Annotated in this window: 24 protein-coding genes, 1 tRNA gene and 1 pseudogene; 18 read left to right on the top strand and 8 right to left on the bottom strand. The window is 73.1% G+C overall.

What is annotated here, in order from left to right:
• Positions 1-729: electron transfer flavoprotein subunit alpha/FixB family protein (locus AC0B61_RS28020; protein WP_471743803.1), on the top strand; the 729-nt coding region annotated here is incomplete at its 5' end.
• 76 nt (positions 730-805) lie between these two features.
• Here the strand turns inward: AC0B61_RS28020 and AC0B61_RS28015 are convergent.
• A complete protein-coding gene (locus AC0B61_RS28015) occupies positions 806-1,240 on the bottom strand; it encodes a PhlB family protein (RefSeq protein WP_471743801.1) in 435 nt (144 codons plus the stop codon).
• 172 nt (positions 1,241-1,412) lie between these two features.
• On the opposite strand from AC0B61_RS28015, the gene AC0B61_RS28010 reads away from it, so the two are divergent.
• The 4 genes and pseudogenes from AC0B61_RS28010 to AC0B61_RS27995 all read left to right on the top strand — a co-directional run.
• The gene (locus AC0B61_RS28010) at positions 1,413-2,564 is read left to right on the top strand and encodes an acyl-CoA dehydrogenase family protein (RefSeq protein WP_471743799.1); all 1,152 of its coding nucleotides are present in this window, start codon (positions 1,413-1,415) and stop codon (positions 2,562-2,564) included.
• A gap of 99 nt (positions 2,565-2,663) precedes the next feature.
• Positions 2,664-3,404 (top strand): TetR family transcriptional regulator, encoded by a 741-nt coding sequence (locus tag AC0B61_RS28005; RefSeq protein WP_471743797.1) that lies wholly within the window; start codon positions 2,664-2,666, stop codon positions 3,402-3,404.
• 196 nt (positions 3,405-3,600) lie between these two features.
• Positions 3,601-4,986 carry a chloride channel protein gene (locus tag AC0B61_RS28000; RefSeq protein WP_471743795.1) on the top strand — a complete coding sequence of 462 codons (1,386 nt, stop codon included), beginning with the start codon at positions 3,601-3,603 and terminating at the stop codon, positions 4,984-4,986.
• 20 nt (positions 4,987-5,006) lie between these two features.
• A pseudogene (locus AC0B61_RS27995) lies at positions 5,007-5,264 on the top strand (IS256 family transposase); the annotation flags it as partial.
• Positions 5,265-5,321: 57 nt separating this feature from the next.
• Here AC0B61_RS27995 and AC0B61_RS27990 read toward each other — a convergent pair.
• Positions 5,322-6,200, bottom strand: coding sequence for a sigma-70 family RNA polymerase sigma factor (locus tag AC0B61_RS27990; RefSeq protein WP_471743793.1), 879 nt, complete (start codon positions 6,198-6,200; stop codon positions 5,322-5,324).
• A gap of 94 nt (positions 6,201-6,294) precedes the next feature.
• On the opposite strand from AC0B61_RS27990, the gene AC0B61_RS27985 reads away from it, so the two are divergent.
• Positions 6,295-6,744, top strand: coding sequence for a carboxymuconolactone decarboxylase family protein (locus AC0B61_RS27985; RefSeq protein WP_471743791.1), 450 nt, complete (start codon positions 6,295-6,297; stop codon positions 6,742-6,744).
• A gap of 462 nt (positions 6,745-7,206) precedes the next feature.
• Here the strand turns inward: AC0B61_RS27985 and AC0B61_RS27980 are convergent.
• Positions 7,207-7,291, bottom strand: a tRNA-Leu gene (locus AC0B61_RS27980).
• 290 nt (positions 7,292-7,581) lie between these two features.
• Here AC0B61_RS27980 and AC0B61_RS27975 point away from each other — a divergent pair.
• The 3 genes from AC0B61_RS27975 to AC0B61_RS27965 all read left to right on the top strand — a co-directional run bounded on the left by AC0B61_RS27975 (position 7,582) and on the right by AC0B61_RS27965 (position 10,706).
• Complete coding sequence (locus AC0B61_RS27975; RefSeq protein WP_471743789.1) at positions 7,582-8,913, top strand: M20/M25/M40 family metallo-hydrolase; 1,332 nt, start codon at positions 7,582-7,584, stop codon at positions 8,911-8,913.
• A gap of 262 nt (positions 8,914-9,175) precedes the next feature.
• Entirely contained in the window at positions 9,176-9,418 is a 243-nt protein-coding gene (locus AC0B61_RS27970; protein WP_471743787.1) for a chaplin, read from the top strand.
• Positions 9,419-9,872: 454 nt separating this feature from the next.
• Entirely contained in the window at positions 9,873-10,706 is an 834-nt protein-coding gene (locus AC0B61_RS27965) for a chaplin (protein WP_471743785.1), read from the top strand.
• 142 nt (positions 10,707-10,848) lie between these two features.
• On the opposite strand, the gene AC0B61_RS27960 is transcribed toward AC0B61_RS27965, so the two are convergent.
• Positions 10,849-11,058, bottom strand: coding sequence for a DUF5703 family protein (locus tag AC0B61_RS27960; RefSeq protein ID WP_471743783.1), 210 nt, complete (start codon positions 11,056-11,058; stop codon positions 10,849-10,851).
• Between the two features lie 363 nt (positions 11,059-11,421).
• Here AC0B61_RS27960 and AC0B61_RS27955 point away from each other — a divergent pair, with 363 nt between their 5' ends.
• Positions 11,422-12,039 carry a hypothetical protein gene (locus AC0B61_RS27955; protein ID WP_471743781.1) on the top strand — a complete coding sequence of 206 codons (618 nt, stop codon included), beginning with the start codon at positions 11,422-11,424 and terminating at the stop codon, positions 12,037-12,039.
• Between the two features lie 127 nt (positions 12,040-12,166).
• Here the strand turns inward: AC0B61_RS27955 and AC0B61_RS27950 are convergent, their stop codons facing one another.
• Both AC0B61_RS27950 and AC0B61_RS27945 read right to left on the bottom strand, forming a co-directional pair.
• A complete protein-coding gene (locus AC0B61_RS27950) occupies positions 12,167-14,452 on the bottom strand; it encodes a helix-hairpin-helix domain-containing protein (RefSeq protein ID WP_471743779.1) in 2,286 nt (761 codons plus the stop codon).
• A gap of 55 nt (positions 14,453-14,507) precedes the next feature.
• Positions 14,508-15,488, bottom strand: a complete 981-nt coding sequence (locus AC0B61_RS27945; RefSeq protein ID WP_471743777.1) for an aldo/keto reductase — start codon at positions 15,486-15,488, stop codon at positions 14,508-14,510.
• A 313-nt stretch (positions 15,489-15,801) separates the two neighbouring features.
• Here AC0B61_RS27945 and AC0B61_RS27940 point away from each other — a divergent pair, with 313 nt between their 5' ends.
• Positions 15,802-16,848 carry an LLM class F420-dependent oxidoreductase gene (locus tag AC0B61_RS27940; RefSeq protein ID WP_471743775.1) on the top strand — a complete coding sequence of 349 codons (1,047 nt, stop codon included), beginning with the start codon at positions 15,802-15,804 and terminating at the stop codon, positions 16,846-16,848.
• A 19-nt stretch (positions 16,849-16,867) separates the two neighbouring features.
• Here the strand turns inward: AC0B61_RS27940 and AC0B61_RS27935 are convergent, their stop codons facing one another.
• Positions 16,868-17,848 (bottom strand): magnesium and cobalt transport protein CorA, encoded by a 981-nt coding sequence (locus AC0B61_RS27935; protein WP_471743774.1) that lies wholly within the window; start codon positions 17,846-17,848, stop codon positions 16,868-16,870.
• A 195-nt stretch (positions 17,849-18,043) separates the two neighbouring features.
• Here AC0B61_RS27935 and AC0B61_RS27930 point away from each other — a divergent pair, with 195 nt between their 5' ends.
• The 6 genes from AC0B61_RS27930 (at position 18,044) to mshC (ending at position 23,717) form a co-directional block, all read left to right on the top strand.
• Complete coding sequence (locus tag AC0B61_RS27930; protein WP_471743772.1) at positions 18,044-18,736, top strand: histidine phosphatase family protein; 693 nt, start codon at positions 18,044-18,046, stop codon at positions 18,734-18,736.
• A gap of 187 nt (positions 18,737-18,923) precedes the next feature.
• Positions 18,924-19,496, top strand: coding sequence for a DUF3090 domain-containing protein (locus AC0B61_RS27925; RefSeq protein ID WP_471743770.1), 573 nt, complete (start codon positions 18,924-18,926; stop codon positions 19,494-19,496).
• On the top strand, positions 19,466-20,338 hold the full coding sequence (locus AC0B61_RS27920; RefSeq protein ID WP_471743768.1) for an SCO1664 family protein: 873 nt from the start codon (positions 19,466-19,468) through the stop codon (positions 20,336-20,338). The genes AC0B61_RS27925 and AC0B61_RS27920 overlap by 31 nt, the downstream gene beginning before the upstream one ends.
• Positions 20,339-20,391: 53 nt before the next feature.
• Positions 20,392-21,333 (top strand): helix-turn-helix transcriptional regulator, encoded by a 942-nt coding sequence (locus tag AC0B61_RS27915; RefSeq protein WP_471743766.1) that lies wholly within the window; start codon positions 20,392-20,394, stop codon positions 21,331-21,333.
• A gap of 124 nt (positions 21,334-21,457) precedes the next feature.
• Positions 21,458-22,276 (top strand): dioxygenase family protein, encoded by an 819-nt coding sequence (locus tag AC0B61_RS27910; protein WP_471743764.1) that lies wholly within the window; start codon positions 21,458-21,460, stop codon positions 22,274-22,276.
• Positions 22,277-22,487: 211 nt separating this feature from the next.
• Positions 22,488-23,717, top strand: a complete 1,230-nt coding sequence (mshC, locus tag AC0B61_RS27905; protein ID WP_471743762.1) for a cysteine--1-D-myo-inosityl 2-amino-2-deoxy-alpha-D-glucopyranoside ligase — start codon at positions 22,488-22,490, stop codon at positions 23,715-23,717.
• A 69-nt stretch (positions 23,718-23,786) separates the two neighbouring features.
• Here the strand turns inward: mshC and AC0B61_RS27900 are convergent, their stop codons facing one another.
• Complete coding sequence (locus AC0B61_RS27900; protein WP_471743761.1) at positions 23,787-24,740, bottom strand: PAC2 family protein; 954 nt, start codon at positions 24,738-24,740, stop codon at positions 23,787-23,789.
• A gap of 356 nt (positions 24,741-25,096) precedes the next feature.
• Here AC0B61_RS27900 and AC0B61_RS27895 point away from each other — a divergent pair, with 356 nt between their 5' ends.
• Positions 25,097-25,624: an SRPBCC family protein gene (locus AC0B61_RS27895; protein WP_471743759.1), complete on the top strand. Its 528-nt coding sequence runs from the start codon at positions 25,097-25,099 to the stop codon at positions 25,622-25,624.
• The last annotated feature ends 2 nt before the right edge of the window (positions 25,625-25,626 follow it).

Raw genomic sequence — 25,626 nt, 5'->3', positions numbered from 1 at the left:
GCGCAGATCGCCAAGGCCAACGACGTGGCGGCCGTGCTGGTCACCTCGTCCGGCGAAGGCAAGGAGGTCGCCGCCCGCGTCGCACTGCGGATCGGCTCCGGCATCATCACCGACGCGGTGGACCTCCGCGCGGGCGACCAGGGCCCGATCGCGACCCAGTCGGTGTTCGCCGCCTCGTACACCGTCGACTCGCGGGTCAGCAACGGCGTGCCGGTCATCACCGTCAAGCCGAACGCCGTCGCCCCGGAGGCCGCGCCGGCCGCCGGTGCGGTGGAGAACGTGTCGGTGGAGTTCACCGGCAACGCCGCCAAGGTCACCTCGCGTACCCCGCGGGTGTCCAGCGGCCGCCCGGAGCTGACCGAGGCCGCCATCGTGGTCTCCGGTGGGCGTGGCGTCGGTGCGGCGGAGGGCTTCGGCGTGGTCGAGGAGCTCGCGGACGCGCTGGGTGCGGCTGTCGGCGCCTCGCGTGCGGCCGTCGACGCTGGCTGGTACCCGCACAGCAGCCAGGTCGGGCAGACCGGCAAGCAGGTCTCTCCCCAGCTGTACCTGGCCAACGGCATCTCCGGCGCGATCCAGCACCGGGCGGGCATGCAGACGTCGAAGACGATCGTGGCCGTCAACAAGGACCCGGAGGCCCCGATCTTCGAGCTGGTCGACTACGGCGTGGTCGGCGACCTCTTCGAGGTGCTGCCGCAGCTCACCGCCGAGGTGAAGGCCCGCAAGGCCTGATCCGGCGGAAAACTGCGGAGGGCGTGGCACCGGGTACTCGGTGCCACGCCCTCCGGCGTTCGTCCACGCTGCCGGGTCACTCCGCGAAGGCCGCGAGGTGCTGGGTGAAACCGCCCTGGGAGGGCGGCAGTGGCCGCGGCTCGGCCTCCTGCACCGGCTGCGGCTCCTCCATCGGCAGCAGCCGCAGCTCCGGCTGGTCGGAGTCGGCGGAGGGGAGCAGCCGCACCCGGGTGCCGACCGGAACGGTGCTGCGCAGCCCGTCCACGATGCACCAGACGTCGAAGCCCTCCGCCATCCGGATCAGCGACTTCTGACGGACCAACGGTGTCCTGGCCTGCTCCACCGCGCAGCGCCGGACCACGCCGGTGCCCTCACTCGGCTCCAGCCTCAGGTCGGTGGAGCCGCAGGTGGGGCAGAGCAGCCGCTGGAAGGTCGGGTTGTTGCACCACATGCAGCGCTGGAAGTACAGCGTCGTGCCACGGGTGTCGGCATCGATGGCTGAGTGGACCACGGTGTCATCTCCCTGCGCTCGGACCGGCTCGTTCGGCAGAAGTTCGGCAGAAGTTCGGCACGAAAAGGATAGGGAACTCAGTACCGCCAAGGGAAGGCACTGAGTTCCCTTTTTGCCGCGCGCGTGCATAATGAAGGGTACTGAGTACCGTCGTGAAACAGGAGTGGCGATCATGAGCCAGGACTTCGATCTCTTCCGTATCTCCGAGGAGCACCAGATGCTTCGTGAGGCGGTGCGTTCGCTGGCCGAGGCGAAGATCGCTCCGTTCGCGGCGGAGGTGGACGAGCAGGGGCGCTTCCCGCAGGAGGCGTTGGAGGCGCTGCGGGGCAGTGAGCTGCATGCGGTGCACGTACCGGAGGAGTTCGGCGGTGCGGGTGCGGACGCTCTGGCGACGGTGATCGTGATCGAGGAGGTCGCACGGGTGTGCGGCTCCTCGTCGCTGATTCCGGCGGTGAACAAGCTGGGGTCGCTGCCGGTGCAGCTGTCGGGTTCGCAGGAGCTGAAGGCGAAGTACCTGGGGGCGCTGGCCCGGGGCGAGGGGATGTTCTCGTACTGCCTGTCGGAGCCGGAGGCGGGTTCGGACGCGGCGGGGATGAAGACCCGGGCGGTCCGGGACGGGGACTTCTGGGTGCTCAACGGTGTGAAGCGGTGGATCACCAACGCCGGGGTGTCCGAGTTCTACACGGTGATGGCGGTGACGGATCCGTCGCTGCGCTCGAAGGGGATCTCGGCGTTCGTCGTGGAGAAGGGCGACGAGGGGGTGTCCTTCGGTGCGCCGGAGAAGAAGCTGGGGATCAAGGGTTCGCCCACGCGTGAGGTGTACTTCGACAACGTGCGGATCCCGGCGGACCGGATGATCGGTGCGGAGGGTACGGGTTTCGCGACGGCGATGAAGACGTTGGACCACACCCGGGTGACGATCGCGGCGCAGGCGGTCGGCATCGCGCAGGGGGCGCTGGACTACGCCAAGGGCTACGTCCAGGAGCGCAAGCAGTTCGGGAAGGCGATCGCGGAGTTCCAGGGTGTGCAGTTCATGTTGGCGGACATGGCGATGAAGCTGGAGGCGGCGCGGCAGATGACGTACGTGGCGGCGGCGAAGTCGCAGCGCGGCGACGGGGATCTGACGTTCTTCGGTGCGGCGGCGAAGTGCTTCGCGTCGGACGTGGCGATGGAGGTGACCACGGACGCGGTGCAGTTGCTGGGTGGTTACGGGTACACGCGGGACTACCCGGTGGAGCGGATGATGCGGGACGCGAAGATCACGCAGATCTACGAGGGCACCAACCAGATCCAGCGCATCGTCATGGCCCGCAACCTGCCGTAACCCCGCCCCCGACCCGCCGACACCGGCGGCACCGGCGGCCGGTCCCACAGAGCGGTCCGGCCGCCGCCCACCCGGCACGCCGGTGTTAGGTTGCGGAGAATGAGCGAGAAGGAAGAGCAGGACCTGCCCATGAACGACGGGCCCGCCAAACCCGCCATGCGCGAGGCGCTGGTGGCCGCGGCCTTCGAGCTCTTCCTGGAGCGCGGCTTCGAGCAGACCACCGTCGACGACATCGTCTCGCTGGCCGGCGTCGGCCGGCGCTCCTTCTTCCGCTACTTCCCGGCCAAGGAGGACGTGGTCTTCCCCGACCACGAGCGCAGCCTCGCCGAGATGACGGAGTTCCTGGACTCCGGCACCGGCGAGGAGGACCCGGTCAAGCACGCCTGCGACGCCGCCCGCCTGGTCCTGCGGATGTACGCCGAGCAGCCCGCCTTCTCCGTCCAGCGTTACCGGCTCACCCGCAAGGTGCCGGGCCTGCGGGCCTACGAGCTGTCGGTGGTCTGGCGCTACGAGCACACCCTCGCCGCGTACCTGCGCGGCCGCTTCGACGACCGCCCGGACGGCCCGCTGCGGGCGGACGTGATCGCCGCGGCCGTCGTCGCCGCGCACAACCACGCCCTGCGGACCTGGCTGCGCACGGGCGGGGAGAGCGACTGGGTGGCCGAGGTGGACGCGGCGATGGCGTTCGTCACCGACACCTGGAGCGACCGCCCGGCCGAGACCGCCGCCGAAGGCGAGTCCGACGAGGTGGTGGTCCTGGTCGCCAGCCGCCGGGCGCCGCTGTGGCGGATGGTGCAGGGCATCGAGAGCGCCCTGGGCGCGGACGCCCGCCAGGCCTGAACCGGCCGGCTCGCCGGTCCGCACCCCGGCTCACCGGCCCGCACACCGGCTCACCCGTACGGCGCAACTGCGCACGCCGTCGGCCCGGTTGGCGGCCCGCGCGCCGTGCGGAGCCCCCGGCCCCGGGCGAGACTCGGTCGCAGGACGGGGCCTCCGGGGCAGCAGCGGGCAGCCCGGGCAGCGCGAAGGAGCGGCCATGCCGGGAACGCCCCGACAGCAGGACGGCGGTCCGACCCTGCACGAGGTGCTGCTGCACAAGGGCTACCTCGGCCTGCTGCTGATCTCCGCAGTGGTCGGTGTCCCGGTCTCGCTCGCCGCCTTCGGCTTCGTCGGCCTGGAGCACGAACTCCAGCACTGGGTCTGGGAGAGCCTGCCGCGGGCCGCCGGCTACGGCCGCGCCCCCTGGTGGTGGCCGCTGCCCGCACTGCTGCTGGCCGGTCTGCTGCTGGCCCCGGTCGTCACCCGGCTGCCCGGCCGCGGCGGCCACGTCCCGGTGGACGGGCTCGGCGGCCCGCCCACCCCGCCCGCCGCCGTCCCCGGGGTGGTCCTCGCCGCGCTCGCCTGCCTGCCGCTCGGCGCGGTGCTCGGCCCGGAGGCGCCGCTGATGGCACTCGGCGGCGGCCTCGCCCTGCTCGCCGTCCGGTCCGCCAGGAGGGCCGAACAGCCGCAGCTGGTACCGGTGTTGGGCACAGCCGGTGCGGCGGCGGCGATCTCGACCATCTTCGGCAGCCCCTTGGTCGCGGGCGTGATGCTGATCGAGGCGGCCGGCCTGGGCGGCCCCCAGCTGACCGCGCTGATCCTCCCCAGCCTGCTCGCCGGCGGGATCGGCGCGCTGGTCTTCACCGGCTTCGGCCACTGGACCGGACTGTCGATCGGCGCCCTCTCGCTGCCGCACCTCCCGAAGAGCGCCGTCCCCGACCCCGGCGACTTCCTGTGGGGCGTCCCGCTGGCCGCCGCGATCGCCCTGGTCTGCGTGACCGGGCAGACGCTCGGCCGGCGGGTGAAGGCCTACACCGCGGCGGGCCCCGCCCGGCGGACCGCCGTCCGCACGGTGTTGTGCGCGGTCGCGGTCGGCGGCTGCCTCGCCGCGTACGCCCTGCTCACCGGCCGCTCCCCGGAGGAGGCCGCGCTCTCCGGCCAGGCCACCCTGGGCGCGCTCGCCGCCGACCCGGCCGCCTGGCCGATCGGCGCGCTGCTCGCCCTCCTCCTCTGCAAGGGACTCGGCTGGTCGATCGCGCTCGGCAGCCTGCGCGGCGGGGCGATCTTCCCGGCGATCCTCCTCGGCGCCGCCCTCGCCGTGGCCTGCGCACCGCTGCCCGGCTTCGGCACCGCACCCGCCCTGGCCGTCGGACTGTCCGCCTCCAGCGCCGCCGTCACCCGCCTACCGGTGACCAGCGCCGTCCTCGCCGCCGCCCTCCTCGGCAGCGAGGCGGCGAACGCGATGCCGCTGCTGATCGTCTCCACGGTGACGGCATTCATCACCGGCGAGGCACTCCGAGGCCGACCGCCGCGGCCCAGCACGCCCCACCGGCGCCTGCCACCGTACGGAGCGCCGGAAACCCGTGTAGGAGACAGGAAATAGAGGAGCCCGGTCCGACCGACTTCCCTGCCGAGCACTGGATCCACCTGCGGACCACGAACCCCATCGAGTCGACCTTCGCGACGGTCAGGCTACGAACGAAGGTCACCAAGGGGGCCGGCTCCCGCGCCGCCGCCCTGGCGATGGTGTTCAAGCTCGTCGAGTCCGCCCAGGCCCGCTGGCGAGCCGTGAACGCACCCCACCTCGTCCCCCTCATCCGCACCGGGGCCCGCTTCGAACGCGGCCACCTCGTCGAACGACCCGAAGCCCCCGCAGCCTGAAACAGGTCAATGATCCACAGACCTTGGCCGCTTGGCGGCGACTGCCTCGACAGGGACTCACTCCGGATCCGGCAGGTCCATCAGCGCGAGCTTGGCCGGGTCGATCACGACCGTGATGTCGGTGATCCGGCCGTCAACGACAGTGAACGCGAGGACCGAGAGCGGGGTGCCGTCCTCGCGCCAGGAAATGATCCCCGGGAGGCCGTTGACAAGCACCGGACGCCCCTGCGTGGCTGCGCTGGCGGACAGGTGCGCGCCGGCTGCGACCTTGGTGGCGCCGAGGGTGACGACCACGCCGGACGGGGTGTCGACGGTCAGTTCGACCTCGGGGTCGAGTACCCGCAGCAACTCCTCGAAGTCGCCACGGCGAGCCGCCGCCAGGAAGGCCCGGACCACATCGCGCTGCTCCCGTCCGACATCGGTCGGCCGCTCCATCGTCTGCACCTTCCTGCGGGCGCGGCTGGCGAGCATCTTGGTGGCGGCGGTGGACTTGCCGAGGATCTGGCCGATCTCGCCGAACGGCACCGCGAACAGGTCGTGCAGCACGAACGCCAGCCGCTCACTCGGCCCGAGCGACTCCAGGACGACGAGGAGCGCGAGCCCGACCGAGTCGGCGAGCACCGCGTCGTCCTCGGGAGCAGGACTGTCGTCGAGCGTCACCACGAGCTCGGACAGGCTGTCGTCGTAGGACGCCTCCGGGCGGGCCTGGCGCGATCGCAGGACATCGAGGCTGATCCGGCCGACCACCGTGGTCAGCCAGCCGGCGAGGTTGTGGATGGTCGCCGGGTCCTGGCGGGAGAGCCGCAGCCAGGCCTCCTGGACCACGTCCTCGGCGTCGGCGTGCGATCCGAGCATGCGGTGGGCGACCGCGCGCAGCCGGTCGCGCTGGGCCTCGAAGGCCCCGGCTATCGGGTCCGTCGGGCTGGTGTCGGACATGTTGTTACCTTCCTCGGCTCTGCTCCGTCATGGGTGATGACGGGCCCGAAGGGGCGCAGGTAACCGATGAACCACCGATGAAGGAGCAAGACCGATGGAAGCACGCATGACAAGCCCGGCCAATCCCGACGTGATCACAGCAATCCAGCACCTCTACAAGGCGATTCACGCCGGGGGCGTCGACAAGCACCTGCTGTCCCTGGTCCACCTGCGCACCAGCCAGATCAACGGCTGCAGCCCCTGCGTCTTCGCCACGATCCAGTCGGCGAAGAAGGCCGGTGAGACGGAGGAGCGGCTGCACAACGTGGTCGCGTGGCGCGAGACGCCCTTCTACACCGACGAGGAGCGGGCGGCCCTCGCCCTGACCGAGGCCGCCACCCGGCTCCAGGACGGCGCACCGGGCGTGACCGACGAGATCTGGGACGCCGCCGCCGACCACTTCAGCGAGGAGCAACTGGGCGCGATCGCCCTGGAGATCGCGCTGACCAACTTCTTCAACCGGATCAACCGCACGGTCCGGGAGCAGGCCGGCAAGACCTGGTGACCCGGGCGGGGCGTCATCCCCCGGAGGCCGCGCCTTCCTAACGTCAAGGGATGACGCCCCCACAGACCGAAACTCCGGGGTCTGTGGCACTCGTGACCGGTGGACCACGGGGCCCGGAGAAGGTGTCCGCCCGCTGGCGCACGGCCCGGAACCGGCTGCGCCTGCCGGAGAACTTCCGGCTGCACGACTGGCGAGGATCGAAGATCATGAACGATCTCGACAATCACGAGAACCCCGGTAGAGGTCTCCGCGAATGCCCGACACCACTCGCCGGGCTACACGATGGCCCGCTACGGTCGCCGTCGTTGCCGAGGGAGCCAAGAGGCTGGCCGCTTCGAGGCCAGCCGGATTGGCCTCTCATCCCTGGTCTGACCAGGCAATCTCTAGGTCTGTTGGTCGCGCGGACGATCGCGCCGCAGCCCGGAACGCAAAAGACCCCAGATCAACTGGGGTCTTAGCCGGTGTCCGAGGGGGGACTTGAACCCCCACGCCCGATAAAGGGCACTAGCACCTCAAGCTAGCGCGTCTGCCATTCCGCCACCCGGACCAGGTGTCGTCCTCGCGGCTGTTCGATCTCTCGCCCGTCGCGCTGACAGATGTAACTGTAGCAAAGATCGGCTTGGGCTCCCAAAACGGCTCCGGGCGGGGGAGGGGGTGGTGGCGGGGGCAAGGGGTGGTGTGTGGCGGGGGCGTGACCAGGGGGTTTCGAGGGCGTGCGGGGGGTGGATCCGGGTCGGGGGCTGGGGGAGGATGGGCGGACGTGCTCGTACGGCCCGGGTGCAGGTCCTGGGGGTGGCGCGCTGGTGCGTCGGTGCGGGCCAGAGACGAGGAGTGACCGTGAGCGAGCGGAGCGGGTCGGCGGCGCCGAAGGTGACGGCTGAGTCGGAGGTCGCCGGGATCTGTCGCGATCTGATCAGGATCGACACCAGCAACTACGGCGACGGGTCCGGGCCGGGTGAGCGCAAGGCGGCCGAGTACGTGGCCGAGCAGCTCGCCGAGTTCGGGCTCGAGCCGAAGATCTTCGAGTCGGCCAAGGGCCGGGCCTCGACGGTGGTGCGGATCGAGGGCGAGGACCGTTCCCGCCCGGGCCTGCTGATCCACGGGCACACCGACGTGGTGCCGGCCAACGCCGCGGACTGGACGTACGACCCGTTCGGCGGCGAGATCGCCGACGGCTGCGTCTGGGGGCGCGGCGCGGTCGACATGAAGGACATGGACGCGATGACCCTGGCCGTCATCCGCGACCGGCTGCGCACCGGGCGCAAGCCTCCGCGCGACATCGTGCTGGCCTTCCTCGCCGACGAGGAGGCCGGCGGCACGTTCGGGGCGCGCTTCCTGGTGGACAAGCACCCGGGGCTGTTCGAGGGCGTGACCGAGGCGATCGGCGAGGTCGGCGGCTTCTCCTTCACCGTCAACGACCAGGTCCGCCTCTACCTGGTGGAGACGGCCGAGAAGGGCATGCACTGGATGCGCCTGACGGTCGAGGGCCGGGCCGGGCACGGTTCGATGGAGAACGACGACAACGCGATCACCGAGCTGTGCGAGGCGGTCGCCCGGCTCGGCCGGCACCAGTTCCCGCTGCGGATCACCAAGACCGTCCGGGCGTTCCTGGACGAGCTGTCGGACGCGCTCGGGGTCGAGCTGGACCCGGAGAACATGGACGAGACGCTGCGCGTCCTCGGCGGCATCGCCAAGATGATCGGCACCACGCTGCGCAACACCGCCCAGCCGACCATGCTCGGCGCGGGTTACAAGGTGAACGTGATCCCCGGACAGGCCACCGCACACGTGGACGGGCGCTTCCTGCCCGGCTACGAGGAGGAGTTCCTGGCCGAGCTGGACAGCGTGCTCGGCCCGCGCGTGAAGCGCGAGAGCCTGCACGCGGACAAGGCGATCGAGACCGGCTTCGACGGGGCCCTGGTGGAGGCGATGCAGACCGCGCTGCGCGCCGAGGACCCGATCGCCCGCGCGGTGCCGTACTGCCTGTCGGGCGGGACGGACGCCAAGTCCTTCCAGGACCTGGGGATCCGCTGCTTCGGCTTCGCGCCGCTGCAGCTGCCGCCGGAGCTGGACTTCGCCGGGATGTTCCACGGCGTGGACGAGCGGGTGCCGGTGGACGGCCTGAAGTTCGGCGTCCGGGTCCTGGACCGGTTCATCGACGCCTGCTGATCGCGTTCGCTGGTCGGGTGGCTGGGTCGGCCCGTTCCCGGGTGCCGGGAGCGGGCCGAGCGCATTGTCCGAGTTGATGATTGTGGGACGGGCCCGGGGAGATCAACAGAAACGATTCTTCCGGGAATTACTGGCCGAGTATGTGTGCGAGACCTCACCGTTGCGGGTGAATGATAAATCTGTTCCGTACCCCGTTTGCCGCAGCGTCGTTCATCCCTGTGCAGCCCGCCGAACGGGTTGCGTTGTTCATACAGGAGGAATGATGAAGGTCAAGAAGATCGCCGCTGTCGCCGCCGCCACCGGTGGCCTGGTGCTCGCCGCCGCCGGTGTCGCATCCGCTCACGGCGGTGCGGCTGCCGAGGGTCTGGCCGCCGGCTCCCCGGGTGTCGTCTCGGGCAACCAGATCCAGATCCCGGTGCACATCCCGGTCAACGCGTGCGGCAACACCGTCAGCGTGATCGGCGTGCTGAACCCGGCGTTCGGCAACCACTGCGCCAACGTCTGAGTCCACCTCCGGGCCGCTGAGGCCCGTTGAGCGGATTCGACCCGACCCCCGGGCGGCGGACGCGCCGCACCGGGGGTCTTCGCGTGCCGGGGTCTTCGCGTGCCGGGGTCTTCGCGTGCCGGGGTCTTCGCGTGTCGGAGTCTTCGCGTGCCGGGGTCTTCGCGTGTCGGAGTCTTCGTGTGTCGGGGACTCCCCGGTGGGTCGCCGCGTCCTGCCGATGCCCGGGCCGGATACGTGGAACCGGACACGATCGCTCGATCGAGTGAAGCTGGGTCGTTCGGCTCAACCTCGCCGTTGGCTTCTCGTTAACTCCTGTGCAGCCGAAGACTTTGCGTGATTTACGGATAGGTAGAAATTCCGACTTTCGCAAGGTTCATGCCAAAGGTCGATACGTCGTCTCGAAATGTCAGGGGAAAATATGAGGAATGTAGCCAAGAAGGGGATCCTCACGGCCGTGGCCACCGGCAGTGTGCTGGCCTCGACCGCCGGCTACGCCTACGCGGGCGCGGAGGCACAGGGGGGTGCCGTGGGGTCACCGGGCGTCGCCTCGGGCAACTCGGTGCAGGTGCCGGTCGAGGTGCCGATCAACGCCTGCGGCAACACGGTCGACGTGATCGGCGTGCTGAACCCGGCCTACGGCAACCACTGCGCCAACGCGAGTGGCGGCCGCCACGCGGCGCCCCAGCCGGGGCAGTCCGGTCGCGGCGGCCAGCCGGGCCAGGGCGGCCAGTCCGGCAACGGCAGCCAGTCGGGCAAGGGCGGCAGCGCGAGTTCGGACTCCGGGGCGAGCCGGGGCACCACCGCCTCGGGCTCCTCCGCCTCCGGTACCGCCGCCAACTCGCCCGGGGTGGCCTCCGGCAACAGCGTCCAGGCCCCGGTGCACATCCCGGTCAACGCCTGTGGCAACTCCGTCAACGTGATCGGCGCCGTGAACCCGGCCTTCGGCAACGACTGCGGCAACGTCGCGCAGCCCGCGCCCGCCCCGAAGCCGAGCGACGACTGCCCCGAGAGCAGCCACCCGACCCCGCCGCAGACCGGCGGCGAGACCAACCCGGGCATCCCGCGCACCGGCGGCCCCGTCACCGGAGCCCCCGCCGCGCCGGCGACCGGCGGCAGCCCGAGCGCCCAGGCCGTCCCGGCCGCCGCCCGTACCACCGCGCCCGTCGCCGCGGACAGCCAGCTGGCCTCCACCGGCGCCGGCGGTGTCGAGATGCTCGGCGCGGCCGGCCTCGCGCTGCTGCTCGGCGGTGGCGTGCTCTACCGCCGCGCCCGGGCCGGAGCACGCTGAGCCGGTAGGGCCGCGCCTCCCTCGGGCGCGCCACGCGCACCCGCCGTGGAAACGACGCACCCGCGGCCGCCGGATGACCGGGCGGCCGCGGGTGCGCGGAGGCCTTGTGCGAGTCCCCGGTCGGGGCGCAGCGCCCTGACCGTCACCAGTTCCGGACCTGGCGGATGATCCTCCGCTTCAGCCGGACCGTCCGACTGCCGTCGGGGAACAGCCGCAGCCGGTCGAGCTCCCAGTGCCCGTACTCGGCGTGCTCGGTGAGCAGTTGGCTGGCCGCGTTGCGCGTGGTGCCGCGCGGCATGCGCAGCGACTGGTACTCGTACTCCGGCTGCCGGACCGGCTTCCGTGGGGTCAAGACGCTCCTCCTGGGGATCACCTGCGGGCAAGCCTACGGCCTGCCCCGGACGGTCGGCCCGGGTATTTCCGGCCGTCCTCCCGCGCGGAAGCGGCGGGTCCGGGGGTGCCGGCCGGGGCGGTCGACTGACAGTGGATCAGTTCTCCTGCCCCTGTGGACGGGATACCCCGATCCCGGCGCGCGAAGCGGTGCCCGGAGGGCCCCGCCGGGCCCGCCGCACGCCCTCTGCGCCCGTCCTGCGCCGGTGTCGCAGGGTGACATAGTCGGGCAGATCGGACATCAGGGGGGAAGTTGCGGTGAAATCGCGGGTGTAGGTGACAACCGCTGTGCGTACCGACACCGCGGGGAGATAGCGTCTGCACCATGTCTGATGCCGCGCAGCCCACCATTGCCGAGGTACGCGCCGCCGCTGAGGCGGTCAAGGCCGCCATCGACCGTCATCTGGAAGCGGTGTCAAGCCCCAACGCAGCCGATGATCCCGCCGTGTCCGCCGCCTACGAGCAGCTCGCGACGGCGGCCATCGCCTACGACCAGCTCCTGTACGAGGCCTACGACGAGGTCACCCCCTTCGAGATCCCCGGGGACGAGGGCCCCGGCGGGTACCACGGCCCCGAACAGCCCGAGGCGATCAGCGTGTTGATCCGCCGCGACTACCACATCGTCGATCCCAAGCGGCTGCGCGCCCAGGCCGAGCGGCTCGACGAGTCGCTGACGCCGGGCGGCGCCGACGGGGGCGGGGGCGGGGGCGGGGTGAACGCCGCGGTCGGCGTGCTGTTCGGCGAGTACGAGCCGGACGAGATCGCCGCCCGCAGCGAGGAGTTCGGCCTGGAGGAGGGGGACTCGACGCTCTGGGTCGCGGCGACCGAGCCGACCGAGCCGGGGGAGTGGCTGCCGGAGCCCTTCGAGCACGCCGACCCGCAGCTGCTGATCTGCCGGTTCGACGTCAGCGAGGTCTACGACGACGAGGACCCGGACGACTGAACGACGACGCGACGGGCGGGCCCACGAGCATCGGGGCCCGCCCGTCGGCATGTCCGGGGCGGCGGGTGCGGCAGGTGCCGGTGAGCCGGGGCGCGCCCCGGCTCACCGGCGGGCGCGCGCCCTCGGCTCAGGACACCGAGGCGCCATTCTCGGCGAGGATCGCCCGCAGCCGGGTGGTACGCGGCTGCGCCGGGCGCTCGGCGACGGCCTGGGCGAGTGCCGGGCCCGCAGCGTGCACGACGGACAGGTGCCGCTCGCCCCGCCCGAAGGCGGTGTAGACCCACTGCCGGGTGAGCGCCGCGGCGGCGTCCTCCGGCAGCACGACCACCGCACCCGGCCAGCGGCGGCCGAGCGCCTGGTGGACCGTCAACGCCCAGCCGTGCCGCAGCCGGGCGGCCTCGGCGGGCGGGACGGTCCGGCGCGATCCGTCCGCGTACTCCAGGTGCAGGCCGGTCGCGTCGCCGTCCAGCACCCGGGCCGGGCGGGTGAGGCCGGGCGCGGGCGAGTCGACCACCCGGTCGCCCGGGTCGAAGCCGGCGAACCGGCCGGGGCCCGGGTTGAGCCGGGCCTTGGCGGCGGCGTTCAGGGCCCGGGTGCCGGCCGCGCCGCCGTGGCCCGGGGTGAGCAGCACCACCTGCTCGGCGGGGATGCCGAGGGCGCGCGGGATGGAGTCGGTGAGCAGCTGGACGGCGCGGTGGACGGCCTCGCCGCTGTCCTTGACGGTGAGGATGACCACCTCCTTGTCCGGCGCCTCGACCGGCTGGAGCTCGCCGATGCCGACGCCGGAGACCAGCTCGCCGATCGGGCCGAAGTCCGGGGTGCGGGAGGCGACGGCCGGGCAGACCTTGGCGGCCAGCAGGTCGGCGAAGAAGCGGCCGGGGGCGGCCGACCAGAGCTGGCCCGGATCGCCGCTGAGCACCAGCCGGGTGCCGTCGGCGAGGGATTCCAGGACGGTCGCGGCCAGCTCGACGTCGAGCAGCGGGGCGTCCAGGACGATCAGCAGGTCCAGGGCGAGCGAGCCGTCCGGGGCGCGGCCGGGGCCGGTGGCGCCGGACAGCAGCTCGGCGAGGGTGACCACGTAGGCCCCGGACCCGGCGTCGGCGCCCGCGGCGGCCCCGGCGCCGGTGAGTGCGGCGAAGGACGCCCGGCCCTGGTCGGTCCACGTGGCGGCCCAGGCCCGCAGCCCGAGGCCACGGGCGGCGACGAGCAGCGCGGCCGCCTCGGCGCGGGCCGCCTCGCCGCCGGTGTGCAGCACCAGGGCGCTGTCGGCGACCGCCTGGATCAGGGCCTTCGCGGAGGACGAGGGCGCGGCTTCGGCGGCGGCCGCCCACGCGGCGGGGCCGGGGGCGGCGGGAGCGGGAGGAGCGGAGTCGGTGGCCTCGGGCTCGGCGGCTTCCGCGCCGCTGCGCTCCGCCTCGCCCTTGTTCTCCTCGGTGTCCGTGGTGTCGGCGTCGGCGTCGTCCGTACCGGGGCCCTCCGCGTCGACCTCCTCCGCGTCGACCTCCTCCGGGTCGGCATCCTCCGGGTCGGCATCCTCGCCCGGCACGAAGGTCGCCATCAGCTGGAGCAGGCCCTCGGCGAGGATGTTCTCCGCCATCGCGAACCGTTCCAGTGCGAGCAGCGTCCGGGTCGGCGGCTCGTCGTCCTCGCCGCCCGCCGCGTGCGCCTCGGCCCCGGTCAGCTCCTCCTGGGCGGGCAGCACCCGGCCGTCCTCGATGGCGGCCTGGACGGCGGCGACCGGGTCCGGCATCCGGAGCCGGTCGAGCCCGGCGGTCACCTCGGCCAGTTCCAGGGCGGAGTGCCCGCGCAGCGCCGCCTGCTCCAGCACCCACAGCACCAGCGCCCGGCCGCGGCGCTCGTCGGCCGGCTCGGCCTCGGGGCCGAGCAGCTCGCGGGCGAAGCGGTCGGCGTGCTCGGGGCGGACGCCGGGCAGGCCCAGCACGGCCCACGGGTCGTCGCGCAGCCGCTGGGCGGCGTCGTCGCCGAACTCGGCCACGGCGGCGGCCGCCAGCTCGGCGGGCGCACCGCCCGCGGTCAGCACCTCGATGGTCTGCTGGAGGGCGTCGCCGCTCGGCCCGCCCGGTGCCGCGGCGGCGGGCGGGGCAGGTACGGCAGGGGTGATCGGGACGGCGGGGGTGGCTGCCGGAGCAGCAGTCGGGGTGGCCTGCTCGCTCGGCTCCGCCGCCCGCTGAGCCGGAGTCGACGCCGACGCCGACGCCGGAGCCGGAGCCGGAGTCGACGCCGGAGCCCGCGGCCCCTCCGGCTTAGCGCCTCCCAACCCCTGCGGCCTGGTGCTGAGCATGCCCTTCCGCAGCTCCGCGATCTTGGCCGCCTTTTCCGCCGCCGCCTTTTCCGCCGGAGTCAGCTGAGCCCCGCCGGTCTCCTCCGGAGCGCCGGCCCCCGTGTCACTCATCGTCCGCTCCAAGGTCACTCCACTGCGCGTTCTGCTCGACGATCCGGCCGGGCCGTCACAGCTCGGTCCACCCCTGGTCCGGGTAGCGGTGCACCGGCGACGAGACGTCGTCCAGCGCACCGCGGATCTCACCCGGTAGCGTAAGCGCCTCCACCGACAACGCCGCCTGCAGCTGTGCCACCGTCCGCGCCCCGACCAGGGCACTCGCCACGCCGGGCCGGTCCCGGACCCAGGCCAGCGCGACTGCCAGCGGGCTGCTGGCGAGCCCGTCGGCGGCGGTGGCGAGGGCGTCGACGATCCGCCGGGAGCGCTCCCCGAGGTACGGCTGGACGAATCCGGACAGGTAGGGCGAGGCGCCGCGCGAGTCCTGCGGTACGCCGTGCCGGTACTTGCCGGTGAGTACCCCGCGCCCGAGCGGCGAGCGGGCCAGCACGCCGATTTCGGCGTCGACGGCGGCGGGCAGTGCCTCGCGTTCGATCCCGCGCTGCAGCAGTGAGTACTCCAGCTGTGCGCCGGCCAGGGGCACCCGTCCGTGGTGGGCGCGCTGCCAGGTGGCGGCCTTGGCGGTCTGCCAGCCGCTGAAGTCGCAGATCCCGACATAGCGGGCGCGTCCGGAGGAGACGGCGATGTCGAGGGCGCTGAGCGTCTCCTCGACGGGGGTCGTCGGGTCGAAGGCGTACACCTGCCAGAGGTCGACGTAGTCGGTGCCGAGGCGGTGCAGGGAGGCGTCCAGGGCGGTGAGCAGGTGGCCGCGCGAGCCGTCGAAGCGGCGGGCGGACTCGGGGACGCTGCCGGCCTTGGTGGCGATGACGAGGTCGGAGCGGGGGACCAGGTTGTCGGTGAGCCGGGAGATCAGGTACTCGGCGCCGCCGTCGGCGTACACGTCGGCGGTGTCGACCAGGTTGCCGCCGGCGTCGACGAACTCCTTGAGCAGCTCGGCTGCCTCGCGCTCGTCGGTGTCGCGGCCCCAGGTCATGGTGCCGAGGCCGAGCCGGGAGACCTGCAGGCCGGTACGGCCCAGGTGACGCTTTTCCATCGGACGGGCCCTCCACTGGCCGGTGGCCCCCGGCGCCTCGGGAGCCCCTGTGAACGCGCAGGTGGGGAGTGCGCTCCCCACGTCGGCTGAGCGTAGCGGCCGGTGCGCGGACTGGGGTGCAGACCCGCAGAACGATCACCGGCGGCGGACGGTGACCGCCGCGGCCGGGAACGGGGGAGTCCGACTGCGCTCCGGCTGCGGCAGTGTGGCGGCGGGGCCGTGTGACCCAGCCCACTGCTACCGGTCAGTAGCATGTCCGGCGCGGGCGCGGTTACCCTCGCCCCGACCCCAATCCCACTGGAAGGTGCGGCAGATGCGACTCGGGATCAACCTCGGCTACTGGGGACTCGGCATGGACGCCGACAACATCGCCGTGGCCCAGGAGGCGGACCGGCTCGGCTACGCGGTCTGCTGGGCGGCGGAGGCCTACGGCTCGGACGCCGCGACCGTGCTCAGCTACGTCGCCGCGAAGACCGAACGGATCGACGTCGGCTCGGCCATCTTCCAGATCCCGGCCCGTACCCCGGCGATGACCGCGATGACCGCGGCGACCCTGGACACCCTCTCCGGTGGCCGCTTCCGCCTCGGCCTCGGCGTCTCCGGCCCGCAGGTCTCCGAGGGCTGGTACGGCGTGAAGTTCGACAAGCCGCTCGCCCGCACCCGCGAGTACGTGGAGATCATCCGCAAGGCGATGTCCCGCGAGCGCCTCGTCCACGAGGGCGCGCACTGGACGCTGCCGCTGCCCGGCGGCCCCGGCAAGCCGATCAAGCTCACCGTGCACCCGGTGCGCGAGCACATCCCGCTGTACATCGCCGCGATCGGCCCGAAGAACCTGGAGCTGACCGGCGAGATCGCCGACGGCTGGCTCGGCATCTTCTTCTCGCCCGAGCACGCCGCGCTCTCCCTCGACCCGCTGACGGCCGGCCGCGCCAAGGCCGGGAGGACGCTGGACGGCTTCGACCTGTGCCCGACGGTGAACCTCGCGGTCGGCGAGGACATCGAGGCCGGGGTCGACGCCCTGCGCTCGTACGCCGCGCTCTACATCGGCGGTATGGGCAGCAAGGAGAAGAACTTCTACAACCAGCTAACCCGACGGATGGGCTACGAGCAGGCCGCCGACGAGATCCAGGAGAAGTACCTGGCCAAGGACTACGCGGGCGCCGCGGCCGCCGTCCCGCACGACCTGGTCGACGCCACCTCGCTGATCGGCGACACCGCCCGGATCGCCGACCGGATGCAGGCCTACGCCGACGCGGGCGTCAGCACGCTCACCCTGGCCCCGGCCGGGTTCACCCTGGACGAGCGGATCCGGGCGCTGCGCACGGGCGTCGAGGCCCTGGAGCGCGCCGGCCTCGCGTGAACCGCGGGGAAGAGGGGCACTACAGCCAGTCGTGCCGCTTGAACACCCGATGCAGCACCACGCAGACCGCGGCCATCAGCACCAGCACCGCCGGGTACCCCCAGGGCTGGTGCAGCTCGGGCATGTCGTCGAAGTTCATCCCGTAGATGCCCGCGATCATCGTCGGCACGGCGGCCAGCGCCGCCCAGGCCGAGATCTTCCGCATGTCGTTGTTCTGCTGCACGCTGACCTGCGCCAGGTTGGCGTTGAGGATGTCGGACAGCAGCCGGTCCATGCCGTCCACCTGGTCGTTCACCCGGGCCAGGTGGTCGGCGACGTCCCGCAGGTAGGGCGCCGTCTCGGGGCGCACGAAGCGGGCGCCGCGCTCCAGTGTCAGCATCGGCTCCAGCAGCGGGCCGGTGGCCCGGCGCACGGACATCACCTGGCGCTTGTAGCCGTAGATCCGCCCGGCGGTGTCGCGGCCGACCCGGCCGGGGGCGAAGATGTCCGCCTCCAGCTCGTCCAGGTCGGTCTGCAGCGCGGTGGCCACCTCCATGTAGCCGTCCACGATGGTGTCGGCGACGGAGTGCAGCACCGAACTGGGCCCGTAGCGCAGCAGTTCGGGCTCCTGCTCCAGCCGGGCCCGCAGTTCGCCGAGCGGGGAGTCCTCGCCGTGCCGGACGGTCATCACGAAGTCGCGGCCGAGGAAGACCATCACCTCGCCGACCGTGGCGACGTGCGCGCCGGGGGCGTAGCCGAGGGTCTTCAGGGCGACGAACAGCGAGCCCTGGTAGGCCTCGACCTTGGGGCGCTGGTGGGCGCTGACGGCGTCCTCGACGGCCAGCGGGTGCAGCGCGAACACCTGGCCGACCCGGTCGAGTTCCTCGGCGGTGGGCTCGAAGAGGCCTATCCAGACGAAGCCGTCCGGACCGGCGGCGCGGGCGGCGGCGAGGGCACCGGCCAGGTCGTCGGGTGCCTCGATCCGGTGGCCGTCGGCGTAGGCGGCGCAGTGGACGATCATGCGGGCCATTGTCACCCGATCGGGGCCGTCAGGCACGGACCCGGGGCGGATCCGGATGGATCCGGGTGGATCCGGCCGGGGGCCCGGGGGTTGCCCCGGGCCCGCGGCCGGGCCCACCGGCCGGAACCGGCGGGCACGAGGCCGGGTGGAAATCCGGCCTCCGCGACCGGGCCCGGAGGTCGTAGGGTGAACCCCATGCCCACCCTGCTGCTCGTCCGTCACGGCCGCTCGACCGCGAACACCGCCGGGATCCTGGCCGGTTGGTCCCCCGGCGTGGATCTCGACGACACCGGGCGCGAGCAGGCCGCCGCGCTGGCCGGCCGCCTGGCCGGCATCCCGCTGGCGCAGGCCGTCAGCAGCCCGCTGGAGCGCTGCCGCCAGACGCTGGAGCCGCTGCTGGCCGTCCGGCCCGAGCTGGGGCCGCCGGCCGAGGACGAGCGGCTGGGGGAGTGCCACTACGGCGAGTGGACCGGCCGGCCGCTGGCCGAGCTGGCCAAGGAGCCGCTCTGGCGCACCGTGCAGGACCACGCCGCCGCCGCGGCCTTCCCCGGCGGTGAGTCGCTGCGCGAGCTGAGCCACCGCACGGTGGACGCGGTGCGCGAATGGAACGGGAAGATCGCGGCCGAGCACGGCGAGGACGCGGTCTGGGTGGCCTGCTCGCACGGGGACGTGATCAAGGCGGTGGTGGCCGACGCGCTCGGCCTGCACCTCGACCACTTCCAGCGGATCAGCGTCGAGCCCTGCTCGGTCACCGCGATCCGCTACACCCCGCAGCGGCCCTTCGTACTGAGGATGGGCGACACCGGCGACCTGTCCTCGCTGGTGCCGAGGACCGGCACGGCCCCGCCCACCCCGGCCGGCGACGCGGTGGTCGGCGGCACCGCCTGAGGGCACCGCCCGAGCCTCCGGCCCCGCCCCGGGCGTCACCGCCCGGGATCCCCGGGGCCGTCCCGCCCGCGGCCGTCGGCTCGGCTCCCCGGCCGGAGCCCGGAGGTCGTAGGGTGACTAACGAGTCCGAATACCCGCGATCCCCCACGGCGGATCCGCGCCGACCGACACGATCCGGAGCGAGAGCGTGCCCCGTCAGGTCTTCTTCTACGACCAGCCCGAACGGTTCGTGGCCGGCACCGTCGGCCAGCCCGGCGCCAGGGCGTTCTACCTGCAGGCCAGCGCCCGGGGCCGGATCACCAGCGTGCTGCTGGAGAAGACCCAGGTCGCGGCGCTCGCCGAGCGGATCGAGGAGGTCCTGGACGAGGCGCTGCGGCGCAGCGGCGGCGACGCCTCCATCCCGGCCGCCGCCCCGACCGACCTGCTCGACACCGCCCCGCTCGACCTGCCGCTGGAGCAGGAGTTCCGGGTCGGCACCATGGCCCTGGCCTGGGACAGCGTGGACGCCTGCCTGGTGGTCGAGGCGCAGGCCCTGGTCGAGGAGGAGGAAGAGGACGAGGAGGCCGCCGCGGTGGTCTTCACCGACGACGACAGCGGCCCGGACATGCTGCGGGTGCGGCTGACCGGCGCGATGGCCCGGGTGTTCGCCAAGCGCGCGCTGGACCTGGTCGCGGCCGGCCGCAAGCCCTGCCCGTTCTGCAACCTGCCGCTCGACCCCGAGGGCCACCTGTGCCCGCGCGCGAACGGCTACCGGCGCTGAACACCGACACCACGCCCCAGGCGGACCCGGCGGCGGCCGCCGCGCTGGCCGCCGACGTGACCACCGCCCTCGCCCTGCTGCGCCAGGGCGAGCTGACCGTGCACGGCCGGCTCACCGACGCCTCCAACGCCGCCCTGTACTGCACGGTCGCGCACGGCTCGCTGAGCGCACAGGCCGTCTACAAGCCGGTGGCCGGGGAGCGCCCGCTCTGGGACTTTCCGGACGGCACGCTGGCGGGGCGCGAGGTCGCCGCGTACGAGCTGTCCGCCGCGACCGGCTGGGCGCTGATCCCGCCCACGGTGCTGCGCGAGGGCCCGCACGGGCCCGGCATGGTGCAGTTGTGGGTCGAGCCGGACCCGCAGGCCGAGCCGCTGCTCGCGCTGCAGGATCCGCGCGGCCCCGAGGAGGGCTGGCTGCCGATCGTCCGGGCCGAGGTCGAGGGCGGGCGCACCGCGCTGCTGGTGCACCACGACGACCGGTGGCTGCGCCGGCTCGCCGTGCTGGACGCGGTGCTCAACAACGCCGACCGCAAGGGCGGCCACCTGATCCCGGCCGCCGACGGCCGGGTGTACGGCATCGACCATGGCGTCACCTTCAACACCGAGGGCAAGCTGCGCACCCTGCTCTGGGGCTGGGCCGGCGACCCGCTGCCCGCCGAGGCGCTGGACGTGCTGGCCCGGCTGGCCGAGCAGTTGGACGGCGAGTTGGCCGAGCGCCTCGCCCCGCACCTGACGGCGGCCGAGCTGGCCGCCACCCGGGCCCGGGTGGCCGGGCTGCGCGGCTCCGGCCGCCACCCGCTGCCCTCCGCGGACTGGCCCGCGATCCCCTGGCCGCCGGTGTAGCAGGCGAGTTGATGGTCTGGACCTGTTGCCGGGACAGGTCGCACACTGCTCCGATGGATGCGCGACGGACCACCCCCACTCCCACCCCCGCCCCCCGAACCGCGCCGGACCTGCCCCTGCACCGCCTGCAGGTCCCGCTGCCCCAACTGCTCCCCTTCGCCGTCGGCAGTTTCGACACGATCGGCCCGCTCTCCCGGGCGGGCTTCCCCCACCGGCACTCGTTCCACGAGATCGTCCACGTCACCGGCGGGCGCGGCGCCCACGTCCTGGACCTGGTCCACCGGCCGCTGGCACCACCGCAGTTGTGCGTGATCACCCCCGGCCAGGTGCACTACTGGGCGGACGCCGAGGGCCTCACCGGCCGGGTCGTGCTGTTCAACGAGGACTTCCTGCTCGGCCACCCGCAGGACCTCGCCGCCCTGCGGGCCCTGGCCGCCCGCCCCGCCCTCGCGCTCGGCGAGCAGGCCGACGCGGTCGGCGCCCTGCTCGCCGACATGGAGCACGAGTACCGGACCAGGGCGCCCGGCTACCAGGGCGTGCTGCGGGCCAGCCTGCACATCCTGATCGTCCGGGCGTTGCGGGACTGCGCCCCGCCCGACCGCCCCGCGGTGCCCGGCCGGCCGGCCGAAGTGGCGGCGGCCTTCACCCGGTTGATCGCCGAGCCGGGCGGGGTGCGGCACTCGGTTTCCTCCACCGCCCAGGAACTCGGCGTCTCGCCGGGGCATTTGCAGACCCTGGTGAAGCGGGCCACCGGCCGCACCCCGGGTGGACTGATCCGCCGCCAGCAGACCCTGGAGGCCAAACGGCTGCTCGCCTGTACGGACCTGACCATCCGTCAGGTGGCGAAGGAGGCGGGCTTCGTGGATCCGGCGTACTTCTGCCGGTTCTTCCGGCGGGAGACCGGGATGACGCCGGGGGAGTTCCGGGCGAAGGTCGACGGAAATCACCACGATCCCCGGATCGGGTCCATCGCGGTCGCTCCGGACGGCCCGTAGTTTTGCTTCTGGCCACCGGTGGCCGGCCCGGCGCGCACGGACGGCGACCGGTTCGGCCCTTGTCATGCCCCCACCATGGCAAGGGCCACCCCCACCCCCCCGCCTCGCGAGAAGGAGACGGCGCATGCCCACGCCCGACGGCATGATCAGCCGCAAGACCGTACTGAAGGCCGCCGCCGCGCTCGGGGCCGCCCCGCTGCTGATCGGCGGCGGAGCCGCACTGGCCCGCGAACGGGTCGGCACCGGCCGCGCTCCCGACCTCACCCCAGAGTGCCACGACGGGGACGACCCCACGGTCGAGCAGACCGAGGGCCCGTACTTCAAACCCGACTCCCCGCTGCGCAGTTCCATGGTCGACGACGGCCCCGGCACCCGGCTGGCCGTCAGCGGCTACGTCTTCGGCCGCGCCTGCCGGCCGATCCCCGGCGTGCTGCTGGACTTCTGGCAGGCCGACGACAACGGCGCCTACGACAACACCGGCTACACCTTCCGCGGCCACCAGTTCACCGACGCCAACGGCGCGTACAAGCTGGACACCGTCGTGCCCGGCCTCTACCCGGGCCGCACCCGGCACCTCCACGTCAAGCTCCAGGCCCCCGGCCGCCCGGTCATCACCACCCAGCTGTACTTCCCGGGCGAGCCCCGCAACAGCACGGACGGCATCTACGACGCCCGGCTGCTGATGGCCGTGCGCCAGAACGGCCCGATCCGCGAGGGGAGCTACGACTTCGTGCTGGACGTGCCGCAGACCCCCGGCACGCCGAGCCCGACGCCCACCGCCACCCCCACCACGCCGCCGAGCGGCAGCTGGACCCCGGGCGCCGCCTACCGCGCGGGAGACCGCGTCACCTACTCCGGCGTCTCCTACGCCTGCCTCCAGGCGCACACCGCCATGGTCGGGTGGGAGCCGCCGAACGTGCCGGCCCTCTGGCGGCGGTCGTAGCGGCTCCGACCGCTGCTTCCCGGCGAGCCGGGCGCCCGGTCGGCGGCAGGGCCGACCGGGTGCTCAACCCTGCCCGGGCCGGGGCTGCAATCCCGGTCCGTACCGGGTGCATTACCAGTCGAAAAGCGGTCAGGCAACGACAGGAAGCGAATCCAGTCGATCTTGCGCACTGGTTAGGCTTTCAAATGTTCGCAAGGTTAAAGTAGTTTCCATGCATGCCTGGCCCGCCTCCGAGGTTCCCGCCCTGCCTGGTCAGGGTCTCCCCCTTCGTATCCACGACACCGCAGCGGGCACGGTCCGGGAGGTGGTGCCGCAGGACGGCACCGGCCGGATCTACGTCTGCGGCATCACCCCCTACGACGCGACCCACCTGGGCCACGCCGCCACCTACAACGCGTTCGACCTGGTCCAGCGCGTCTGGAAGGACGCCGGCCACGACGTCCTGTACATCCAGAACGTCACCGACGTCGACGACCCGCTGCTGCAGCGCGCGGTCGAAACCGGCCAGGACTGGACCGCGCTGGCCGAGCGCGAGACGGCCCTGTTCCGCGAGGACATGACCGCGCTGCGGATGCTCCCGCCGGCCCACTACATCGGTGCCGTCGAGTCGATCCCGTGGATCGTCCCGATCGTCCAGAAGCTGCTGGCCTCCGGCGCCGCCTACCGGGTCGACGGCGACATCTACTTCTCGGTCGACGCGGACCCGCACTTCGGCGAGGTCTCCGGCCTCACCCGCGACGCCATGCGCCCACTCTTCGCCGAGCGCGGCGGCGACCCGGACCGCCCCGGCAAGCGCAACCCGCTGGACGCCCTGCTCTGGCTGGCCGCCCGCCCGGGCGAGCCCGCGTGGGACACCGAGCTCGGCCACGGCCGACCCGGCTGGCACATCGAGTGCGTCGCCATCGCGCTGCAGTACCTCGGCATGTCCTTCGACATCCAGGGCGGCGGCAGCGACCTCTCCTTCCCGCACCACGAGATGGGCGCCGCGCACGCCCAGGTCGCCACCGGCACCCACCCGTACGCCCAGGCGTACGTGCACGCCGGCATGGTCGCCCTGGACGGCCACAAGATGTCCAAGTCCCGCGGCAACCTGGTCTTCGTCTCGGCGCTGCGCCGCGAGGGCGTCGACCCGGCGGCGATCCGCCTGGCGCTGCTCTCGCACCACTACCGCGCCGACTGGGAGTGGACCAAGGACGTCCTGGACGAGGCCGTCGAGCGCCTCGCCCGCTGGCGCGCCGCAGTCTCCCGGCCGGACGGTCCGGCGGCCGCGCAGCTGCTCGCCGAGGTCCGTACGGCGCTCGCCGACGACCTGGACACGCCCGCCGCACTGGCCGCCGTGGACCGCTGGGTGGGGCAGCAGGAAGCCGACGGCGGCACCGACATCGGCGCGCCCGGCCTGGCGGCCCGCACGGTGGACGCCCTGCTCGGCGTCGCTCTGTAGTCCGTACCCGCGAACGCCGGAGGGGCGCCAGGACGTTTTCGTCCTGGCGCCCCTCCGGCGTTCCGTCGACTACTCCTCCTCGGCGCCGTCCTGGCTGTCCCGGGCCGAGCCCGGCGACTCCGGCTCGGCCGGCCGCTCCGCCGTGGCGTGCCCTGCCACCGGCTTCTCGCCGGTCGGCCCGACGTTCTCCCGGCGGCGCAGGTAGCGCTCGAACTCGCGGGCGATGGCGTCGCCGGAGGCCTCCGGCAGCTCCGCGGTGTCCTGCGCCTCCTCCAGCTGCTGGACGTACTCGGCGACCTCGCTGTCCTCGGCGGCCAGCTGGTCCACACCGAGCTGCCAGGCCCGGGCGTCCTCGCCGAGCTCGCCCGGCGGGATGCGCAGGTCCAGCAGGTCCTCCAGCTTGTTGATCAGCGCCAGCGTGGCCTTGGGGTTCGGCGGCTGCGACACGTAGTGCGGCACCGCCGCCCAGAGCGTCACGGCCGGAACCCCGGCGTGCGTGCACGCCTCCTGGAGCACGCCGACGATGCCGGTCGGGCCCTCGTAGCGGCTCTCCTCCAAGTCCAGCCGGCGGGCCAGCTCCGGGTCGGAGGTGACCCCGCTGACCGGCACCGGGCGACTGTGCGGGGTGTCGCCGAGCAGCGCGCCCAGGATCACCACCAGCTCGATGCCCAGCTCGTGCGCGAAGCCCAGCAGCTCGTTGCAGAACGAGCGCCACCGCATGCTCGGCTCGATGCCGCGGACCAGCACGACGTCGCGGGTGGCCGGCTCGGTCACCCGGATCACCGAGAGCCGGGTGGTCGGCCAGGTGATCCGGCGGATGCCGCCGTCCAGCCAGACCGTGGGCCGGTTGACCTGGAAGTCGTAGTAGTCCTCCGCGTCCAGGGCGGCGATCACCTTGCCGCCCCAGGTCTCGTCCAGGTGTGCCAGGGCCGCGGAGGCGGCGTCGCCCGCGTCGTTCCAGCCCTCGAAGGCGCAGACCATCACCGGGTCGATCAACTCGGGAACATCTTCCAACTCGATCACCCAGCGTCTCCCTCCGGTCGGCGGCAGGCCTGGTGCCGCCCCGGCTGGTTTGCCGGGGCGCCGACGGGCCGGCTGCCGACTGTCGAACCTCTCGTCTCCCATGGAACGCCTCGCCCCATGGTCCCTACCTGCCCAGCCTACGGGCTTTGATGCGCGCCGCGGCCGGGCACCGGGACAGTCTGGGGGAGCCGGCCGCCCCGATCCAGCGGATATCGCGACGGCCCGACCTGACGGACCGTCAGGCGAGGCCGCGGACGCGGACCGGGGCCGGCCGGTGGCGCAGCGCGACGGCGTGCCGCCGCGGCCCGGCGGCGCGATGATGAACGGGCGGGGGCCGGGCGGAAGGGGCCGGACCGATGGACCGAAGGCTGTGGATCGGCGCGGGTGCGAGTGCGGGCGCGGCCGCGTTGGCCGGTGCCGCGCTGGTGGCGGCGGACCGGGCCGGGCGCCGGCTCCCGGTCGAGCACGTCACCGAGGGCGGCCTGGAACTCTCCCAACCGCCCGGCGCGGTCTGGGACGTGCTGACCGACATCGACCTCTACCCGGCCTGGCGCCCGGGCCTCACCCACGTCGAGCGGCTGCCCGCCGCGGCCGGCGGCCGGCCGCGCTGGCGCGAGTACGACCGGCACGGGCACACCACGTACGAGGTGGTGGCGAGCGAGCCCCCGCACCGGCTGGTCACCGGCATCGCCGACCCGGACCTGCCGTACGGCGGCACCTGGACGTACCTGCTGACCCCGGCCGGGACGGGCTGCTCGCTGACCGTTACCGAGCGCGGCGAGGTCCGCCGGCCGCTGTACCGGGCCGCCTCGCACTACCTGGCCGGCGAGGACGCCGCCATCCACCGCTACCTGCGCGCCCTGGCCCACCGGATGGCCGCGTAGGA

Source organism: Kitasatospora sp. NPDC023385, assembly GCF_055664045.1.
The sequence above is the reverse complement of the archived record's forward strand: the minus strand, read 5'-3'. Positions and strand labels throughout refer to the sequence as shown.

What these genes read in the sequence shown, in the direction of transcription:
- AC0B61_RS27950 (WP_471743779.1), bottom strand. Translation starts at nt 14,452, where the DNA reads ATGAGTGACACGGGGGCCGGCGCTCCGGAGGAGACCGGCGGGGCTCAG.
- AC0B61_RS27990 (WP_471743793.1), bottom strand. Translation starts at nt 6,200, where the DNA reads ATGTCCGACACCAGCCCGACGGACCCGATAGCCGGGGCCTTCGAGGCC.
- AC0B61_RS27935 (WP_471743774.1), bottom strand. Translation starts at nt 17,848, where the DNA reads ATGATCGTCCACTGCGCCGCCTACGCCGACGGCCACCGGATCGAGGCA.
- mshC (WP_471743762.1), top strand. Translation starts at nt 22,488, where the DNA reads ATGCATGCCTGGCCCGCCTCCGAGGTTCCCGCCCTGCCTGGTCAGGGT.
- AC0B61_RS27930 (WP_471743772.1), top strand. Translation starts at nt 18,044, where the DNA reads ATGCCCACCCTGCTGCTCGTCCGTCACGGCCGCTCGACCGCGAACACC.
- AC0B61_RS27955 (WP_471743781.1), top strand. Translation starts at nt 11,422, where the DNA reads ATGTCTGATGCCGCGCAGCCCACCATTGCCGAGGTACGCGCCGCCGCT.
- AC0B61_RS28010 (WP_471743799.1), top strand. Translation starts at nt 1,413, where the DNA reads ATGAGCCAGGACTTCGATCTCTTCCGTATCTCCGAGGAGCACCAGATG.
- AC0B61_RS28000 (WP_471743795.1), top strand. Translation starts at nt 3,601, where the DNA reads ATGCCGGGAACGCCCCGACAGCAGGACGGCGGTCCGACCCTGCACGAG.
- AC0B61_RS27970 (WP_471743787.1), top strand. Translation starts at nt 9,176, where the DNA reads ATGAAGGTCAAGAAGATCGCCGCTGTCGCCGCCGCCACCGGTGGCCTG.
- AC0B61_RS27910 (WP_471743764.1), top strand. Translation starts at nt 21,458, where the DNA reads ATGCCCACGCCCGACGGCATGATCAGCCGCAAGACCGTACTGAAGGCC.
- AC0B61_RS27915 (WP_471743766.1), top strand. Translation starts at nt 20,392, where the DNA reads ATGGATGCGCGACGGACCACCCCCACTCCCACCCCCGCCCCCCGAACC.
- AC0B61_RS28005 (WP_471743797.1), top strand. Translation starts at nt 2,664, where the DNA reads ATGAGCGAGAAGGAAGAGCAGGACCTGCCCATGAACGACGGGCCCGCC.
- AC0B61_RS27985 (WP_471743791.1), top strand. Translation starts at nt 6,295, where the DNA reads ATGGAAGCACGCATGACAAGCCCGGCCAATCCCGACGTGATCACAGCA.
- AC0B61_RS27940 (WP_471743775.1), top strand. Translation starts at nt 15,802, where the DNA reads ATGCGACTCGGGATCAACCTCGGCTACTGGGGACTCGGCATGGACGCC.
- AC0B61_RS27945 (WP_471743777.1), bottom strand. Translation starts at nt 15,488, where the DNA reads ATGGAAAAGCGTCACCTGGGCCGTACCGGCCTGCAGGTCTCCCGGCTC.
- AC0B61_RS27895 (WP_471743759.1), top strand. Translation starts at nt 25,097, where the DNA reads ATGGACCGAAGGCTGTGGATCGGCGCGGGTGCGAGTGCGGGCGCGGCC.